This is a genomic window from Mariniflexile sp. TRM1-10, from assembly GCF_003425985.1.
Classification (GTDB): domain Bacteria; phylum Bacteroidota; class Bacteroidia; order Flavobacteriales; family Flavobacteriaceae; genus Mariniflexile.
The window spans coordinates 1,364,228-1,381,729 of sequence record NZ_CP022985.1 but is presented as its reverse complement, the minus strand read 5'-3'; the positions used below and the strand labels follow the sequence as shown (position 1 = coordinate 1,381,729).

Genomic DNA, 17,502 nt, shown 5'->3' with positions numbered 1-17,502 from the left:
TTTTACTTATATTGATTTTCTTTTCCACTTATAGAAACGTATATCGATTAAATAAATAATTTCTGTAAATCTATTATAATTATTTAAAAGTTATATAAGGTTTTTCATTTATATTTATAAGGTAAAATCTTAACTTAAGCGTAAGTTTCCTGTTTGTTTTTTTATAAAGAAATTTTCAAAAGAAGTCTCCTAAAATATATCCTAATCTAAATTATACAGGTACATAGCAATTAAATAACGCTCACCAAAAACAGCAATGAAGTTGATTAGGAAATAGAACGTGCGGTCAACCATTATATCGTTGATACGGTATTTTTGGATATGAGCCTATCGGCATTCTAAATTGATTATTGAACCAAAGGCTCGCGATGAAATTTATGATGCAATAGACTGGTGCCAATCCAAGCAAATAGGTTTAGGTGAAGAATTTTATGGCTATTTGGAAGGTTACTTTGAAACTCTCAAGAACGGTAATGCCAATTTTTCCATAAAACGTAAACCAGTGTTCTGGGAATTACCTTTGAAACGTTTTCCTTACGTTATTATTTACGAAAAGACCAAGGAAGCAGTAATTGTATACTCTGTATTCAATACACATCAACATCCACTTAAAAAAGTAAGATAAGTATAAAAGAGTACCTTTTCTTAGAAGTCTGTGACTTCGAAGCAATAAATGAATTTCAATAAAAAATAGAACAAGCTGTATTTAAGTAAAACTAGGTACAGCTTTTGTGTTATGATATAATGCGAAGTTTCAAACTTCTAGCATAGCAGGGGTTTTTTAAAGTGAGATTATGGGTTTTCTTTTACGTAAGAATTCCATACTGCTCGCTCTTTCTTTTCAAATAATTCAGAAATAATATCCATTGCAATTTTTTCTGTTGGATTAAAATTATCAGACTGCATATATGTTATAATACTTTTATAAAGCTGATTGGCTACAGGTCTGTTTTCATCATTATTTCCAATATTAATACTGCAAACCATTAATTGTCCACCATTTACGTTTGCCTCAAAAAGCATTCCTAAGCGGCGGTTTAAAAACCAAGTGTCTACAGGCTGAATGACAGGTCTAAAATGTGGTGGAAAGTTTTCCAAATTCATTATTTGTTGCCTGTTTGCTATTTCCCACCATTGTAAATCGGCGTAGTATTCTGTTGGGAAATCGATAAAAACGGGATGCTTGTCTTGAATTAAAATGCCTGTTGTATGTGGTGGTCGCATTTTAAACCAAGATGTATTCCAAAACACCGGCGTTTGGTATTGAACCACATCTTTGCCATTTTCAATGCTTCCAGAAGCTAGTAATAATACTTTTCTACCTTGTTTTAGTATTTGTTTAGCTTTGGCATCTAAAATTTTGCAAATATGAATGTTTGAAGACTGTGTTTTTTTATTTGATGTAGGATAGACCCAAATATTCCAATAATTTATATAAGTGCCAACATGAATTTTTAAAGTAAACTTTGAAGCTTTATTTACAAAGTTTAATGGTAGTTGAATATTTCCTAATTCATGACCTTTTCCTAATGGAATTGTTTTGTTTTCTAAATTCCCTGTTTTAATAATTTCGTTTTGATTATTAATTAATTCCCAAGCAGGGTTTGTGTTTTTTAATGCATTGCCACTAAAATTTGCCACTTCAACGCTAGCTTTTAATGTTTCATTGTTATAAAATGTAAATTTAGGAAGCCTTATTAATGGTACAACATCATTACAAAATGCTTTGAATTCGTTAGCTGTTATGTATCCTTTTTCATCCCAAAAGGCATCTAAAACACCAACTAATGCTGTGCCTTGTCCAGAGAAATCGTTCAAACTTAGTAATTGAAATCCAGCTAAATTGGGGGTTCTTAGTGTCGCTTCAATTTCTTGTTTATAACAAGATGCCTGTAGTTTGCCCGAAACCATTAAAAAATCATGTGCTTGGTCTGACATGTGATGATCTTTTAAATCTTCTTGAAACAATTCAAAATTCTTAGCTTTTAAAGCGCCTGTATATTTTTTAATTTCATCAAAATTAGGATATGCACACCATTGCCCCATTTCGAAGGTTACATAAGGTTTATCTTGGTTTTCAGTTTTGTTTCTGTAATCGAACACGCTTTCAGGTTGCGTGTCTTTCCACTCCAGCCCTCTAGGAGGTGACCTTACAATAAAATCACTATTTTCAATAATAGACCAACTTCTACCGGTGGATGCTCCAGTGAAAACTCGTTGTGGGTCGTAGGTTTTAAAATGACTTACCCAATTTTCTAAATAGGGTACATAATTTCCAGAAGGTTCGTTTCCGTAGGCCATCATACAGAACGAGGGGTGATTTCCATAAGTATCGATAATCCTTTTGGTTTCTTCCATTAAATAACTATCAATTGGTTTTCCATTACCTAAACTAACCGAGTATTTTGCCCAACTAGGCCCTTCAACTTGTAAATAGATGCCTGCTTTATCGGCAGCTAAAAAAGCAGATTCCGGTGGACAATATGAATGAAAACGCATGTGGTTTAATCCAAACGATTTACATGTTTTAAAAATTCGTGCCCATGAAGCTTCATCGGTTGGTGGATATCCAGTTAATGGAAATACGCTACATTCAGTGGTTCCTCTTAGGGAAATTGGACTGTTATTTATTTTAAAATGTTTGCCTTCAATTTTAAACTCGCGCATTCCAAAAACTTCTTTTTTGGTATCTAGAATGCTTTCATTCTTCTTTAAACTGATTACTATTTCATAAATGTTTGGTGTAAATTCGCTCCATGTTTTAAAATGATTACCCATAGGAATAGTTGCAATTAATTCGCTTGAAGTATTATCAAATTTAAACGTTGACGTGTTTAAAATATGCTCATGGTTTAATCCGTTTATTTTAATTTCTGCATGCAATGTTGCATTTGTTTTTTTATTCAGAATTATTTTTGCTTCAATCGATTTATTGGAAATATTGGGAGTTATCTTAATTTGATTAATGCTATATTCATTTTTTGGAGACAATATCATGTTACCAATAATGCCGTTCCAGTTCCCTTGTGTATGGTCTGAAATGCTATGTGAATTGATGCCAACATCTAAATCTCTAATGGCATTATCTACGCGAATGGTTAAGAGGTGTTTCCCTGGTTTTATGCTTTTTTGAATTGTAAAATTGTGAGGAACAGATAAACTATTTTGTTTTCCTATATACATAGTATCTATCCAAATTTGTGTTTGCCAATGGGGTCTTTCTAATGACAAGGCAAGGTTTTTATTTGTCCAATTCTCAGGAATTAAAATTTCTTTTTGATACCATACAGCACCAACATAACGTTTGTTTGGTGTCAACCAAAATGGAAATTTTAAGCTATCTTTTTTCCTGTATTTTTTCATGGCAGGATTAAAATACCAAGTGCTATCGTAAATGCTTCCTGTCCATTCTGTTTTTAGTGTTGGGTTGTAGCCAATACCTTTATCTCTTAATGAAGCTGGTAATTTAATACTGTCTTCAAAATCAAGTGTTTGCCAATGTTCTATTAAGCCTATATTATTAGGGTCTAATTTGTATGACCAATGCCCTTCAAGATTTAATTTTTCAGGTTGATTGTCACATTGAAAGAACGCAAATATTGAAAATAAGATGCACCAGAATTTTGTTGACATATTGATATGTTGTTTGTGATGACACTATTTTTTTGACTGAGGCTTCATTGGCTTTTTAGCTAAATAAATATTAGGGGTTTTGGGTGTTGTCATGCCATGTCCTAAATAAAAGCCAGTATGTGCAGGTTGATTATATCCTACATTTTGCCATGCAATACTGGTGCGATATAGCGGATCATGCATCAAGGTGAAAATACGCTCTGTGGTGCTATATGGTGTTGAAAATATAACCAATTCGGTGTTGTTTGAATTTCGCCAGATAATTTCTTCTCTCCAATCTCCTAATATATCGGCAATTAAACAAGGATTGGATTTTGTACCATTATTGCTTTTTAAGCTCATGTTGTCATAATTATAAGCTGTAAGCAGTATCTCTGAACTTTTAGTATCGGGATGCCATTTTGCAATGACTGTTTTATCTACTATTTCACGTAATAAATCGCCATCCCACCAGGCAAACATATTAAAACTAGCACCTCTTCTACCTGTTGAAGGGTATGTTGTAGAGATGACCTCGCCTTTAGCATTATGCACTCCAGAACCGTTAGACGCCCAACTTTCAGTACCTATATGGTTCGGGTCAATGTCGGCTGTAACACCTCTTCCAAAATCGCCTTTTCCTGCAACACTCCATAATACCTCACCTGTTTTGGGGTCTCTATAGTCTATAGCGGGAATATTTTTGCCATTGGCTACTTCATGCGTCATAAAATATTCCAAACCTTCACGAGTAGGATCAAAATCTCCTAAATGACTCGCATCGCCATGTCCAAAACCTGTGGAATATAGGCCTGTGCCATCATCATCAATAGCACAAGATCCATATTGTATTTCATCTTTTCCATCACCATCAACATCTCCAACAGTGATGCTGTGGTTCCCTTGCCCAAAATATGCTTCGTTGCCTTTTTTATTGGTGTCGAATGCCCATCGATTTGTTAGTTTACCATCTCTATAGTCATAAGCGGCTAAAACGGTACGTGTGTAATAACCTCTGGCGAATACTAAACTAGGACGTTTTCCGTCAAGATACGCCACACATGCTAAAAACCGATCCACTCTATTTCCGTAACTGTCACCCCAATCGGAGATGTCTCCTCTTACAGGAATATAATCTTGTGTTGCTATAAAAGTTCCTGTTTCACCAGAAAAAAGACTCAAATATTCGGGGCCAGATAAGATGTAACCATTAGGAGTTCTAAAGTCTGCTGAGGCATCACCTAAAACAGTTCCTACTCCATCAACAGTGCCATCTGCAGTTTTGCATGCTATTTCTGCCTTTCCATCACCGTCAAAATCATAAACTAAAAATTGCGTATAGTGTGCGCCTGAACGGATGTTCTTGCCTAAATCTATGGTCCATAATACGGTGCCATCCAGTTTTAATCCTTGTAAAATGGTATTACCTGTATAGCCTCTATGGGAATTGTCGTGTGAATTCGAAGGCATCCATTTTAGTACCAGTTCATATTCACCATCACCATCTAAATCGCCAACAGAGGCGTCATTGGCTTCATAAATATAATCCCTACCGTCAGGCGATGTTCCTCCCTCAGGAGCAGAAATAGGAATTGTTTTGTAGATAGTGTTCCAAACGTCTTTTGGTTTTGACATTTTTTGTTCTGTACCATTTATAATGACCGATACACTATATGTTTCGTTTGAACTTATGGTATCGGTATAGTTGCTAGCTCCAGTAATTGGTGTGGTGTTTAATAGGGAAGTACCTCTATATACATTGTATGAAGCATTTTCAAATTCTGAAGCAAAAATGCGCCAACTTACTAAAACCTCGTTGCTGTTTTTTCTAACAGCCAACACACTTCTATCTAAATCTTCCATTTGCTTTTGAGCCGTTACAGGCATAAATATAAGCGTGAAAACAAGATAAAGAAAGGTCATTCTCCAAAAAGAAAAGTAATCTTTTTTAGGAGAGAAAGGTATTTGTAATTCAATTATTAGTGATTCCTGTTTCATTTACAAGTATGTTTGAGTTCAATCCGAAAAGTTACTTTAATATAGTTTTAAATACCTTTACCCCAGTTTCTTGCGTTATTTTCACTAAATACAAACCTTTAGGGTAGGTGCTTAAGTCTACGCTATTAATCGTATTTGAACTTTTTTTAATTAAAGATTTACCCATACTATCATACACTTCGATAGTACCACTGTATACTCCGGAAATATATAATTCACCAGTGGTTGGATTTGGATATGTTTTTATTGACGAACTGTTTTTTGTACCGCTTTCTTCAATTGAAAGCGTGCTATTAGCTATATAAATATTAGGAACAGCAGGTGTTGGCATACCAACGCCTAAATAGAAACCTGTATGTGCAGGTTGATTGTAACCTACGTTTTGCCAGGCAATACTGGTACGATATATAGGGTCGTGCATTAAGGTAAAAATACGTTCGGTTGTTGGATTGGGTGTTGAAAAAATAACAAGCTCTGTATTATCCGATTTTCTCCAAATGATTTCTTCTCGCCAATCACCTAATATATCGGCAATTAAACACGGATTGGACTTAGAGCCATTGTTGCTTGTAACAGAAACATTATCATAACTATAAGCTGTTAAAGTTCGGTCTGTGCTACCTGTAGTTGCATTCCATTTGGTAATAACTGTTCTATCCACTAGTTCTCTTAATAAGTCTCCGTCGAACCAAGCAAGCATATTGAAAGTTGATCCATTACCTGCCGTTTCTGGGTATGTTGTTGAAATGATAGTGCCGCTAAGGTTGTGTATTCCCGAACCATTTGATGCCCACATTTCGGCTCCCAAATGATTGGGATCAATATCTGCTATAACACCTCTGCCTATATCTCCACTACCTGCAACGCTCCAAAATACGTCACCTGTTCTAGGGTCTCTGTAATCTATTTGTGGTACTTCGGGTCTATCTGCTTCTTCATGAACCATAAAATATTCCAAACCTTCACGAGACGGATCAAAATCTCCTAAATGACTGGCATCGCCATGTCCAAAACCTGTAGAATATAAAACAGTACCATCATCATCTATGGCGGCAGACCCATATTGAATTTCGTCTTTTCCATCACCGTCAACATCGCCTACAGTTATGCTATGGTTTCCTTGGCCATAAACGGCTTCTTTGCCACCTCCATCATTTGTGTCAAATACCCAACGATTTGTTAATTGGCCATCTCTGTAATCAAAAGCCGCCAGTACTACACGTGTATAATAGCCTCTGGCAAAAACCAAACTAGGTCTTACGCCATCAAGATAAGCCACACATGCTAAAAATCGATCCACTCTATTTCCGTAACTATCACCCCAACTAGATACGTTGCCTCTATCAGGTATGTAGTTTTGTGTGGTAATAAAAGCTCCGGTTTCACCGTCAAAAAGGCTTACATACTCCGGTCCGGATAAAATATAACCACTTGTATTGCGGTAGTCGGCATTGGCATCGCCTAAGACCGTTCCAACGCCATCAATAGTTCCATCGGCTGTTTTGCAAGCAATTTCTGCCTTTCCATCACCGTCAAAATCATAAACTAAAAATTGCGTATAGTGTGCGCCTGAACGGATGTTCTTGCCTAAATCTATGGTCCATAATACGGTGCCATCCAGTTTTAATCCTTGTAAAATGGTGTTACCTGTGTAACCACAATGTGCATTGTCTTTAGAATTGGTAGGCATCCATTTTAAAATGATTTCATATTCGCCATCGCCATCTAAATCTCCAACAGAAGCATCATTGGCTTCATAAGTGTACGGTATGGGGTCGTCGATATTACAGGCAGCGGGAGAGATTCCTCCTGCAGGAGCGGTTATAGGTATTTTTTTATATATTTTATTCCAAACGTCTATGGGTTGGGAAACTTCTTGTTCAATACCATCTATGATGGCAGATACGCTATAAGTGCCGTTGGTAGATGTATTATCTATATAATTACTTGCGCCAGTTATTGGTATGTTATTTAATAGCGTTGTGCCTCTGTAAACGTTATAAGAAGCGTTTGTGAATTCTGAACCAAAAATACGCCAACTTACCAATACTTGATTGGAAGAAGTACGTACAGCCAGTACACCACGATTTAAGTTTTCCATTTGCTTTTGGGCTATTACAGGTGTTACTGTTAGTATAAAAGCTAAAAGGAGTAGGCTATTTTTAAAATAAGCAATTAAGGTTCTTTTTATTGCCGTGTTTTTAAGTAGTTTTTTTGTCATAAGAAATGGTTTAGTTTGGTTGTTTTTAGTTTATTGCTTATAAACAAATGTAGACTTTCCATTTAATGAGGCTATCCTGCTCTATCCTGTTATACCTTCTAAAATCTATAAGATAATATATTGAAAATAAAGGTGTAAGTGTTTGTTTGCCTGTTATGGCTTTAAAAGTTTGGTTATGAAATTTTTGATTTTGTTTGCGTTTAATAGTCATTCATATTAGGCTCAATTTTAGAAAGCTACGATGAATAGTTTTTGGGGAAGAAATGTATATTTTTCTCTTGAATGAAAACACAGTATATTTAGAGCCTCAATTATTTGAAAATGGTCAATTACCTCGGGCAAGCCCACGAGGCATTTATAGGAAGAACATTAAAAATTTGAGGCAAGCCACGGAGCATTCAAATCTCGATTATCGAGTAACACTAGATAGATACTAAAATGAATCAGTTTTTTGATTTTTTCTTAAACACATATAAAGATAAAGATACCCTTGTCATTATTTTAGAAGCCATTGTTTTAGTTACAGGTATAACAAGCGTTTGGTATGCTAAAAAAGAAAATATTTTAGTGTATCCTACAGGATTAATTGCAACAATCATTTCTGTCTATCTTTTGCTAAAAGATAAACTGTATGGCGATATGATGATGAATTTTTACTTTTCTATAATGAGTATTTATGGTTGGTGGAATTGGTCAAGAACTATAAATAACGAGAAAGTAGTTAAAATTTCAAGGACAAACACCAATGAGAAAATGATTGGGCTTGGGTTGTTTATTTTAACCATCGGGTTTACGTATTTGGTTTATAGCGTTTTTGGTGGGGAAATAACAACCTCAAACTATGTTGATATGCTTACTTCAGGCATGTTTTTTACGGCTATGTGGTATATGGCTAAAAAGAAAATTGAAAGTTGGACACTTTGGATTATAGCAGATATTATTAGCATTCCGCTTTACGCCTATAGAGGTTGGGGAATGCTTTCGTTTCAGTATTTTATTTTTACAATTTTAGCGATTCAAGCTTATTTTTTATGGAAGAAAAATATAAACAAGAACCCTCAAACTGCATCAAAGTAGTGTTATTTGGACCAGAATCTACTGGAAAAACAACCCTGTCTGGGCAATTGGCAAGATATTACAATTCGGTTTGGGTACCCGAATATGCACGTGAATATCTTCAAAATAAATGGAATAACGAACGTAAAACCTGTGAACCGGATGATTTATTGCCTATTGCTAAAGGACAAATTAAATTAGAGAATAAATTAGCAAAAAAAACCGATACTGTTTTAATTTGCGATACCGATCTGTTAGAAACTAAAGTGTATTCCGAAGCGTATTATTTAGGTTATTGCGACCCAATTCTTGAAAAATATGCTTTGCAAAATACCTACGATTTATATTTTTTAACTTATATTGACACCCCTTGGGAGGACGACGATTTAAGAGACAAACCAGAAGAGCGGGCTGAGATGTTTAAAGCGTTTGAAAATGCGTTAATAATAAATAAGCGCCCTTATGTGTTGCTTAAGGGCAATATGAAGGAACGTTTAGAAACTGCAGTTAAACATATAGACACCTTATTAAAGAAGTACAAATAATGTTTTCAGATAAAGATATACAACAAATAATAAGTCACGGACTAACGGTTGAAAAAGTGAGCAACCAAATAGAGATTATTAAATCTGGTATGATTTATTCCAATTTAGTTGAAGCAGCTACTATAGGAAATGGCATTTTAAGAATTGATGCTGAAAAGCAACAAGACTATATAGATAGGTTCGAAAGCAACCGTAACCAATTGTCTATCGTTAAGTTTGTGCCAGCTTCTGGTGCTGCTACACGCATGTTCAAATTCTTGTTTCAGTTTTTAGATAACTACAAATCAGAAGATCCTATTGAATTATATGCTCAAAAAAACAACGCTGTTTCTGTGTTTTTAAGTGGGTTGGAAAAGTTTCCTTTTTACGAAACAGTAAGAGAGAAATTAGTTCAAACAACGCCTAATTTTAATAGCTTAACATTTGGGGAACAATGTGTTCTGTTTGTGAAAATGATGTTGGATACCGATCAGTTGAATTACAGCTTTTATCCCAAAGGCCTGTTGCCGTTTCATAAATATAAAAATGATGTTTCAACGGCGTTTAAAGAACATTTAATAGAAGCTACCATATATGCTTCATCAAATAACCAAGCGAATTTACACTTTACAATTTCTGAAGCGCATAAAGCGATGTTTGAAAAGGAATTGAAACTCGTTAAAGAGTCTCTTGAAACAGAAACCAATACCAAATTCAATGTGTCATTCTCGTATCAAGACAAATCTACTGATACGATTGCTATAACATCCAGTGATAAACTTTATAGAACAGAAGACGATAAACTGCTGTTCAGACCATCGGGGCATGGCGCCTTAATAGAAAATCTTAATACGCTCGATTTCGATTTTATTTTCATTAAAAATATCGATAACATTGTTGTTTTAGAGCAAAATATAGAGGTTTCCAATTATAAAAAAATGTTGGCAGGCATCCTTCTTCAAATACAAACCCAAACTTTTAAGTATTTAAATAAATTGGAAGATGATGAGATTTCGGAAGATGAAGTTAATAACATCGAATTATTTGTAATTAACCGAATTAATGTAGAGATAGAAGAAGCTTATACTGCGTATACACTAAAAGAAAAAAGAGACTACTTGCACCATAAGCTTAACAGACCCATTAGAGTATGTGGGATGGTTAAAAATGAAGGGGAACCAGGAGGTGGTCCTTTTTGGGTGAAAGACAGTAATGGAGCTGTTTCTTTGCAAATAGTCGAGTTTGCCCAAATTGATATTGAAAATCAATCCCAAAAAAGTATTGTAGATAATGCAACACATTTCAATCCAACAGATTTGGTTTGCGCTGTGAAAGACTATAAAGGAAACAAATTCGATTTAACTAAATATGTAGATCCAGATGCTGCTTTTATAACCTTGAAATCTCAAAACGGGGTAGATATTAAAGCCTTAGAACTTCCTGGATTGTGGAATGGCAGTATGTCACATTGGAATTCTATTTTTGTTGAAATTCCAGTATCGACTTTCAACCCTGTAAAAACGGTAAACGATTTATTAAAACCTGCACATCAAGTTTAAAAAAATGGTTAACGAAGATGCCTTGTTGCAAGAATTGACTTTTAAAGCCGTAAGAAGTTCGGGTGCTGGCGGTCAACACGTTAATAAGGTGTCATCAAAGGTTGAATTGATTTTTAATTTAACTGAATCTTCAGTTTTTAATGAAGAACAAAGGGAACGACTCATAAGCAAGCTTCAAAGCAGATTAACAAAAGAAGGTATTTTAATGCTGCAATGTGATGAAAGTAGAAGTCAGCATAAAAACAAAGAGCTCGTAATAAAACGTTTTTTTGAACTTATAGAAAATAGTTTAATCATTCCCAAAAAACGAATTCCAACAAAAATACCAAGAGCTGTTATAAAGAAGCGTTTAAAAAGCAAACGAAAACTGTCCGACAAAAAGGTAAATAGGCAAAAACCAGACATCGATTAAAAATAACTGTGAATTGATAATTGATATTTGTCAATGGATAATTACCTTTGTATTGTTCTCAAAAAAGGGGTGCTTTTTCAGTTAGCAGTCATCAGTTTCAGTTTTCAGTCGGCAATTTGGACTTTTAACTTTTTAACTTATAACTTTTAACTACCTAAGGGCTGAGATCATACCCAATGAACCTAGAACAGGTAATGCTGTTTAGGGATTTAATTGATAGTACAGAGTATAGCAAAACAGTAATTACTTTGCATGATTCAATAAAACAATAATATTAACCATAAGAATAATTACCTCTTTTTATTCGATTATAAATATAATCGTAATGAAATCTACTATTCTTAAACTTTCTTCAAAAAGTTATAATTACTTTTTAAGGAGATTTAGTTTCGACTTTCTAAATAAAATCAGCGAAACTAAAAACATGTTTCTTTTTTTAGCAGTATTCGTGTTATCAGTCAGTGTTACTGCACAAGACAATCAAGTTCAGCAAGATTCAACAAAAACAGAAAGATTAGACGAAGTTTTAGTAAATGCTGTTCGTGTAAATGCCACATCGCCTATTACACACTCAAACATCACCAAAAAAGAGTTGGAGAAACGTAATTTGGGTCAAGACATTCCAACGCTTTTAAATTATTTGCCATCAGTAGTTACAACTAGTGATGCAGGTGCTGGTATAGGATATAGTGGCATTAGAATTCGAGGTGTTGGTGGAGAGTCAACCAACGTAACAATTAATGGAATCCCTTATAATGATGCCGAAAGTTTAGGGACTTTTTGGGTGAATTTACAAGATTTATCATCGTCGGTAGAAAGTATTCAAGTACAACGTGGTGTTGGAACATCAACCAATGGTTCGGCCGCTTTTGGTGCCAGTATTAATATTTTAACAGATGCTATTAGCGACGATGCATCTGCCTCTATATCTAATAGCTATGGTAGTTTTAATAGCTTAAAGCATAATGTAAAGTTTAGTACAGGCTTGATAAACGACCACGTTGAAATTTCTGGACGTTTGTCTAAAATTACATCAGACGGATTTATAGACCGAGCCAGTTCAGATTTAAAATCATATTTTTTACAAGGCGCTTATAAAGACGATAATACCTTAATTAAAGCGCTTGTTTTTGGTGGTCATGAAAAAACATATCAAGCGTGGTATGGTGTAGATGTATATACTATAGACACAAATAGAACTTATAATGTGGCAGGAACTATCATGGATAATGATGGTAATATGACTGGGTTTTATGATAATCAAGTAGACGATTACAAACAAGATCATTATCAGTTACACTGGAATGAACGTTTTAACAACCAATGGTCTTTAAATGTGGGGTTGAATTACACCAAAGGATATGGTTTTTATGAAGAATATGTGGACAATTATTATTATACAAATGTATATGGTTCAGACGATTCCAAATTTTCATTTTTAGGTCTTAACCCTATAACGGTAGACGGAAATACCGTTGCTAGTATGGACTATATTCGTAGAAAAGCACTAGATAATAATTTCTATGTGGCAAATGCCAGTCTAAATTATAAAAACAGCAAATTAAATGTTATTACAGGTGGTTCTTTTAATTTATATGAAGGTGACCATATAGGAACTGTCATTTGGGCAGAATATGCAGCAAGTATTGGAAACGATTATCGTTATTACTTTGGGCAATCACGAAAAAGGGATGCAAGTGCATTTTCTAAAGCAACCTATAAAATAAACGAAAAGTTTAGTGCTTATGCAGATGTGCAATACAGATATGTCGATTATAAAACAACGGGAATTGATTCCAAACGTTCGTTATTTGAGATAGATAAACATTATAACTTTTTTAATCCTAAGGTAGGAATAAGCGTTGACCTGAATGCATCAAATAACTTATATGCCTCTTATGCTAGAGCGAATAGAGAACCTAGTAGAACAGATTTTGAAAACAATACAGAAGTAAGGCCAGAGCAACTTAATGATTTTGAATTAGGCTATAGATATCATGCTGATAAAATAAAGTTTAATGCCAATGCTTACTTTATGCAATATAACGATCAGTTAGTGTTAACAGGGGCTTTAGATGACGTCGGGAACCCCATTAGAGCCAATGCAGGTAAAAGCTATAGAGTTGGTGTTGAGTTAGATGGTGTTGTTGCATTTTCTAAACAGGTTTCATTACAAGCTAATGCTACTGTAAGCAGAAATAGAAACTTAAACAAAAATCAGTTTTTAAACGGAACGCCTTTAGGCGAAACCGATATTGCTTATTCACCTAATTTTGTGTCGAGTACTGCAATTAATTATATGCCAATAAATAATATGCAAGTCTCTCTTATTAATAAATATGTAGGGAAACAGTTGTTAAACAATATTCAAGATGAAGATTCCAGTTTAAAGGCATATAGCATATTAGATTTTAATGCTAGTTACGAATTTAAGACAAAAGCTATTTTTAAAGCTATTTTAGTTAATGGTCTTATAAATAACATTACAGGAGTAAAATACAATTCAAATGGTGCCGATTATGGCGGTGGTTACTACGTGTACTACCCGCAAGCAACTACCAACTTTTTAGCAGGTGTTACTTTTAAATTTTAATTAGAAAGAGGTTGAATCTGAAAAGTCTATTTAGAAGTAAATTGTCACATTGAGCCTTTCGACTAGGCTCAAGATAAACTAAAGTCGAAATGATTGACAATCTAACTGAAGGTTTTCGACTGCGCTCCTGATATTAAAGTTTACTTTTTAGCCTCTTTTTAGTTAAAAACTCTAATTATAGAGCCTGCAACTTCAACTTTATAACGTATTAATGTGTAAGAACCTGTGGTGCCTTCTCTTTTATCGCCATTTAGTATGTCGTATGAATTACCATCATCACAATTGCAAGTCGCTATGATGCCTTCAACACTTAGTTTTGAACAGGTACTTATTTGGTGGTTTGGGTCTGTTATTTCAAAAGCATTGTAATTTGTACCACCAGCGTAATATAGGACAACGCCGTTTATACCGTAGGGGCTGTTTAGAATAACAAAATTACCTGGAAATTTTAATTGGCTAAATTCTGGTAAATTAGTATTGATTAAACTACCGGTATTAAATTGGTAATTAGGTAAATAAGGATTTTTGGTATTGGTGTTATCGGAGCTACAAGCGGTCAATAACAGAACACAAATTATATAGAAAAAGGATTTCATATGTAAATATATCATTAATTTTTAATTGAACTCATTTAAAATTTTTGAAATTAAGCGAAAATTAGGGAATTTTAGTTCTGTTGAAGGCTTTTTTGAGTTAGGGCCGAGCGTAAAGAAAAGGTTTAGTAAACCTTTTTAGAGAAGGAGCCAGCTTGTCGCGTTGGAAAAGCTACGGAAGGAAGAAAAGGCAAAAACAGAGCTAAAATCAGCAATTTTTTAGCAAATTGAAAAACTCTAAATGAGTTCATTTACAACATTAAGCAAAATGAGCTAAATATTTTGTATATTTCCTCTTAATATTCTTATTTTTATTTAAAGTAAGAGGGAAAGTACTATATAAGATATTCATAAATAATTGACTAAAATTTTGTACTTTTGTTATTCAATCTCGTGTATACGAGATTTTTTTTATGCTGAACTCCTGTACTTAGCGTAGTCGAAGTGGATTTCAGCATTTTATTATTAATAAAACGATGAAGTTATGAGTAAAGTATCATACTATACACCAGAAGGGTTAAAAAAATTAAGAGACGAACTTAAGCAATTAAAAGATGTGGAACGTGTAAAAGCATCTAAAGCCATTGCAGAAGCTAGAGATAAGGGCGATTTAAGTGAGAATGCCGAATACGATGCCGCTAAAGAAGCACAGGGAATGTTAGAAATGCGTATTTCTAAATTAGAAGATGCTTTGGCAGGTGCGCGTATTATTGATGAGTCGCAATTAGATAATTCTAAAATATTAGTGCTATCTAAAGTGAAGATAAGAAACCAAACCAATGGTATGGAAATGAACTATACATTGGTTGCCGATGGTGAAGCAGATTTGGCTTCGGGTAAAATATCTGTTAATTCGCCTATCGGAAAAGGGTTATTGGGAAAATCTGTTGGCGATGTAGCCGAAATACAAGTGCCAAATGGCGTGATGAAATTTGATATTATCGAAATTTCAAGATAATTTAATTTGAAACATTTTTAAAAGATTCCTGATTGATTTAATTAGGAATCTTTTATATTTACAGTTATTCATACATCCACAAAAACGTTATGGCTTCAATTTTCACTAAAATAGTTAATGGCGAGATACCTTGCTATAAGATTGCCGAAACAGACGAATTCTTAGCATTTTTAGATGTTAATCCAAACAGTAAAGGGCACACGTTGTGCATAACTAAAAAGGAGGTTGATAAGATTTTCGATTTAGACGAAGCTACTTATACAGGTTTAATGCAGTTTTCAAGACGTGTTGCCATAGCCATAGAAAAAGCCATTCCTTGCAAACGTGTAGGTGTTACAGTTATTGGATTGGAAGTGCCTCATGTCCATGTGCATTTAATTCCGTTGCATACTATGGAAGATGCGCGTTTTATTCAAAAAACTAAATTATCTCACGAGGAGTTCCAAGAAGTAGCAAATAGTATTAAAGCGGAATTATAATTTGGCATAAACTAAAAAGGCCACGATACAAATAGCTAGTATGATGCCTGAAAAAATGGCCAACCACGCCGTTTTTTTTAGCTGGGTAGATGGTTTTTTTGGTGTAATCGCCTTCTTGTGATATTCAAAAATACGTTCCATATCATCGGTCCAATCTACAGGATAAACAGTGCTCTTGCATGTTTTACAAGCCAAATCATATTTAATTTCAGGAGTGATGGCTTTATAAAAACTGGTTTCAATGGTTTTTTGTTTAACGGTTAAATATAAACCATCATTATTGTAGCAAAATGGGCAGTTATTATTTAAATAAACCTCTTTTATAAATACAAATTTTTCAGCCATAATTTATAGTTTATGCACGTTTAAGTGTTATTTGAAATGTGGTTCCTTTGCCTTTTTCTGATTGTAAAACCTTTATTTTGCCATCATGAAAATCTTCAATAATACGTCTGGTAAGCGATAATCCCAATCCCCAACCACGTTTTTTAGTAGTAAATCCAGGTTCGAATATTCTATTGAAATCTTTTTTTGAGAGCCCTTTGCCAGTATCGGTTACAGTGACCATAATGGTGTTTTCCAATTGTGAAATCTCAATGGTAATTTTGCCACGACCTTTCATGGCGTCAATGGCATTTTTTACTAGGTTTTCTATACACCAACTGTACAGTTGCTTGTTTAAATTTACTAGAATGTCACCTTCCGGTATTTTAAGGTCAAATTCAATAAGGTTTGAAGATCTGGCTTTTAAATAATCATAAGAATCGATGGTTTCTTTTATTATATCGGCGACCTCTAATGTGGGTACGGATCCTATTTTACTAAAACGTTCGGTAATAGTTTGTAATCTGTCAATATCTTTTTCAATTTCAACAATATAATCGGGGTTTGTGTTTTCGGTTTTTAAAATTTCGGCCCAACCAATTAAAGAAGATAGTGGTGTGCCTATTTGATGCGCTGTTTCCTTTGCCATACCAGACCACAGCTTGTTTTGGGTCGCATTTTTATTGCTTCGGTAAAAAAAGAAAATAACCGCACCAAAAAGAAATACAATAAGCAACAAGGCCAGCGGGTAATATTTTAGTTTGTTCAGCAATTCGGAATTCCCATAATAAATAGTGCTGTTATTGGGTTTCACTAGAATTGGGGGATTTTCCTGCTTAAACTTTAAAATTAGCTTTTTTACATATGAAGAATCTTTAATTTTAGTTTCATCTATATTATTGTATGTGTCCAAACTTCCATCTTCACGAATAACCAACATGGGAGTGGTTTTATTGCTGGTTATGATTTTTAGTGATAGATTTAAATTTGCGTCATTATCAGAATTTATAATGTCACTTTGCGCAAACGACCAATTTTCCATTTTGGTACGCTCTTCTTCTTTAAAATGCTGGAAAAACTCATAGGTTTTCCATAAAATAAGAGAAACAATAGCAAACGAAGCTATTATGATTAACCAACGTAATGTGTTGCTGTATTTTGTAAAAATCATTA

At 34.2% G+C, this 17,502-nt stretch carries 14 protein-coding genes; 8 read left to right on the top strand and 6 right to left on the bottom strand.

Going from position 1 to position 17,502, the window contains the following annotated elements:
- The first annotated feature begins 343 nt into the window (after positions 1–343).
- Entirely contained in the window at positions 344–625 is a 282-nt protein-coding gene (locus CJ739_RS05910; RefSeq protein WP_117173355.1) for a type II toxin-antitoxin system RelE/ParE family toxin, read from the top strand.
- A 167-nt stretch (positions 626–792) separates the two neighbouring features.
- Here CJ739_RS05910 and CJ739_RS05905 read toward each other — a convergent pair whose 3' ends face one another.
- The 3 genes from CJ739_RS05905 to CJ739_RS05895 are packed head-to-tail and all read right to left on the bottom strand — an operon-like array spanning position 793 to position 7,831.
- The gene (locus CJ739_RS05905; RefSeq protein WP_117173353.1) at positions 793–3,633 is read right to left on the bottom strand and encodes a DUF8487 domain-containing protein; all 2,841 of its coding nucleotides are present in this window, start codon (positions 3,631–3,633) and stop codon (positions 793–795) included.
- 24 nt (positions 3,634–3,657) lie between these two features.
- Positions 3,658–5,610: a rhamnogalacturonan lyase gene (locus CJ739_RS05900; protein WP_269467305.1), complete on the bottom strand. Its 1,953-nt coding sequence runs from the start codon at positions 5,608–5,610 to the stop codon at positions 3,658–3,660.
- 31 nt (positions 5,611–5,641) lie between these two features.
- Positions 5,642–7,831: a rhamnogalacturonan lyase family protein gene (locus CJ739_RS05895; protein ID WP_162880141.1), complete on the bottom strand. Its 2,190-nt coding sequence runs from the start codon at positions 7,829–7,831 to the stop codon at positions 5,642–5,644.
- Positions 7,832–8,269: 438 nt separating this feature from the next.
- Between CJ739_RS05895 and pnuC the strand changes: the two genes are divergently transcribed.
- The 5 genes from pnuC to CJ739_RS05870 all read left to right on the top strand — a co-directional run bounded on the left by pnuC (position 8,270) and on the right by CJ739_RS05870 (position 13,975).
- Positions 8,270–8,908 (top strand): nicotinamide riboside transporter PnuC, encoded by a 639-nt coding sequence (gene pnuC, locus CJ739_RS05890; RefSeq protein ID WP_117173350.1) that lies wholly within the window; start codon positions 8,270–8,272, stop codon positions 8,906–8,908.
- Positions 8,863–9,432 (top strand): AAA family ATPase, encoded by a 570-nt coding sequence (locus CJ739_RS05885; protein ID WP_117173346.1) that lies wholly within the window; start codon positions 8,863–8,865, stop codon positions 9,430–9,432. Before pnuC ends, CJ739_RS05885 begins: the two co-directional genes overlap by 46 nt.
- A complete protein-coding gene (locus CJ739_RS05880) occupies positions 9,432–10,970 on the top strand; it encodes a DUF4301 family protein (RefSeq protein WP_117173343.1) in 1,539 nt (512 codons plus the stop codon). Before CJ739_RS05885 ends, CJ739_RS05880 begins: the two co-directional genes overlap by 1 nt.
- A gap of 4 nt (positions 10,971–10,974) precedes the next feature.
- Positions 10,975–11,382 (top strand): alternative ribosome rescue aminoacyl-tRNA hydrolase ArfB, encoded by a 408-nt coding sequence (arfB, locus tag CJ739_RS05875; protein WP_117173339.1) that lies wholly within the window; start codon positions 10,975–10,977, stop codon positions 11,380–11,382.
- A gap of 325 nt (positions 11,383–11,707) precedes the next feature.
- Entirely contained in the window at positions 11,708–13,975 is a 2,268-nt protein-coding gene (locus tag CJ739_RS05870; protein WP_236951617.1) for a TonB-dependent receptor, read from the top strand.
- A 158-nt stretch (positions 13,976–14,133) separates the two neighbouring features.
- Here the strand turns inward: CJ739_RS05870 and CJ739_RS05865 are convergent, their stop codons facing one another.
- Entirely contained in the window at positions 14,134–14,586 is a 453-nt protein-coding gene (locus CJ739_RS05865; RefSeq protein ID WP_236951616.1) for a hypothetical protein, read from the bottom strand.
- A 466-nt stretch (positions 14,587–15,052) separates the two neighbouring features.
- Between CJ739_RS05865 and greA the strand changes: the two genes are divergently transcribed.
- Positions 15,053–15,526, top strand: a complete 474-nt coding sequence (gene greA, locus CJ739_RS05860) for a transcription elongation factor GreA (RefSeq protein WP_117173337.1) — start codon at positions 15,053–15,055, stop codon at positions 15,524–15,526.
- An 89-nt stretch (positions 15,527–15,615) separates the two neighbouring features.
- On the top strand, positions 15,616–16,005 hold the full coding sequence (locus CJ739_RS05855) for an HIT family protein (protein ID WP_117173335.1): 390 nt from the start codon (positions 15,616–15,618) through the stop codon (positions 16,003–16,005).
- On the opposite strand, the gene CJ739_RS05850 is transcribed toward CJ739_RS05855, so the two are convergent.
- The gene (locus tag CJ739_RS05850; protein WP_117173333.1) at positions 16,000–16,350 is read right to left on the bottom strand and encodes a hypothetical protein; all 351 of its coding nucleotides are present in this window, start codon (positions 16,348–16,350) and stop codon (positions 16,000–16,002) included. The genes CJ739_RS05855 and CJ739_RS05850 overlap by 6 nt on opposite strands.
- A gap of 10 nt (positions 16,351–16,360) precedes the next feature.
- Positions 16,361–17,500: a sensor histidine kinase gene (locus tag CJ739_RS05845; protein ID WP_117173331.1), complete on the bottom strand. Its 1,140-nt coding sequence runs from the start codon at positions 17,498–17,500 to the stop codon at positions 16,361–16,363.
- Positions 17,501–17,502: the final 2 nt, after the last annotated feature.

Excerpts from the sequence above, each read along its gene's own strand:
- pnuC (WP_117173350.1), top strand. The coding sequence starts at position 8,270 with ATGAATCAGTTTTTTGATTTTTTCTTAAACACATATAAAGATAAAGAT.
- CJ739_RS05900 (WP_269467305.1), bottom strand. The coding sequence starts at position 5,610 with ATGAAACAGGAATCACTAATAATTGAATTACAAATACCTTTCTCTCCT.
- CJ739_RS05905 (WP_117173353.1), bottom strand. The coding sequence starts at position 3,633 with ATGTCAACAAAATTCTGGTGCATCTTATTTTCAATATTTGCGTTCTTT.
- arfB (WP_117173339.1), top strand. The coding sequence starts at position 10,975 with ATGGTTAACGAAGATGCCTTGTTGCAAGAATTGACTTTTAAAGCCGTA.
- CJ739_RS05880 (WP_117173343.1), top strand. The coding sequence starts at position 9,432 with ATGTTTTCAGATAAAGATATACAACAAATAATAAGTCACGGACTAACG.
- CJ739_RS05850 (WP_117173333.1), bottom strand. The coding sequence starts at position 16,350 with ATGGCTGAAAAATTTGTATTTATAAAAGAGGTTTATTTAAATAATAAC.
- CJ739_RS05885 (WP_117173346.1), top strand. The coding sequence starts at position 8,863 with ATGGAAGAAAAATATAAACAAGAACCCTCAAACTGCATCAAAGTAGTG.
- CJ739_RS05865 (WP_236951616.1), bottom strand. The coding sequence starts at position 14,586 with ATGATATATTTACATATGAAATCCTTTTTCTATATAATTTGTGTTCTG.
- CJ739_RS05855 (WP_117173335.1), top strand. The coding sequence starts at position 15,616 with ATGGCTTCAATTTTCACTAAAATAGTTAATGGCGAGATACCTTGCTAT.
- CJ739_RS05895 (WP_162880141.1), bottom strand. The coding sequence starts at position 7,831 with ATGACAAAAAAACTACTTAAAAACACGGCAATAAAAAGAACCTTAATT.
- CJ739_RS05845 (WP_117173331.1), bottom strand. The coding sequence starts at position 17,500 with ATGATTTTTACAAAATACAGCAACACATTACGTTGGTTAATCATAATA.
- greA (WP_117173337.1), top strand. The coding sequence starts at position 15,053 with ATGAGTAAAGTATCATACTATACACCAGAAGGGTTAAAAAAATTAAGA.
- CJ739_RS05870 (WP_236951617.1), top strand. The coding sequence starts at position 11,708 with ATGAAATCTACTATTCTTAAACTTTCTTCAAAAAGTTATAATTACTTT.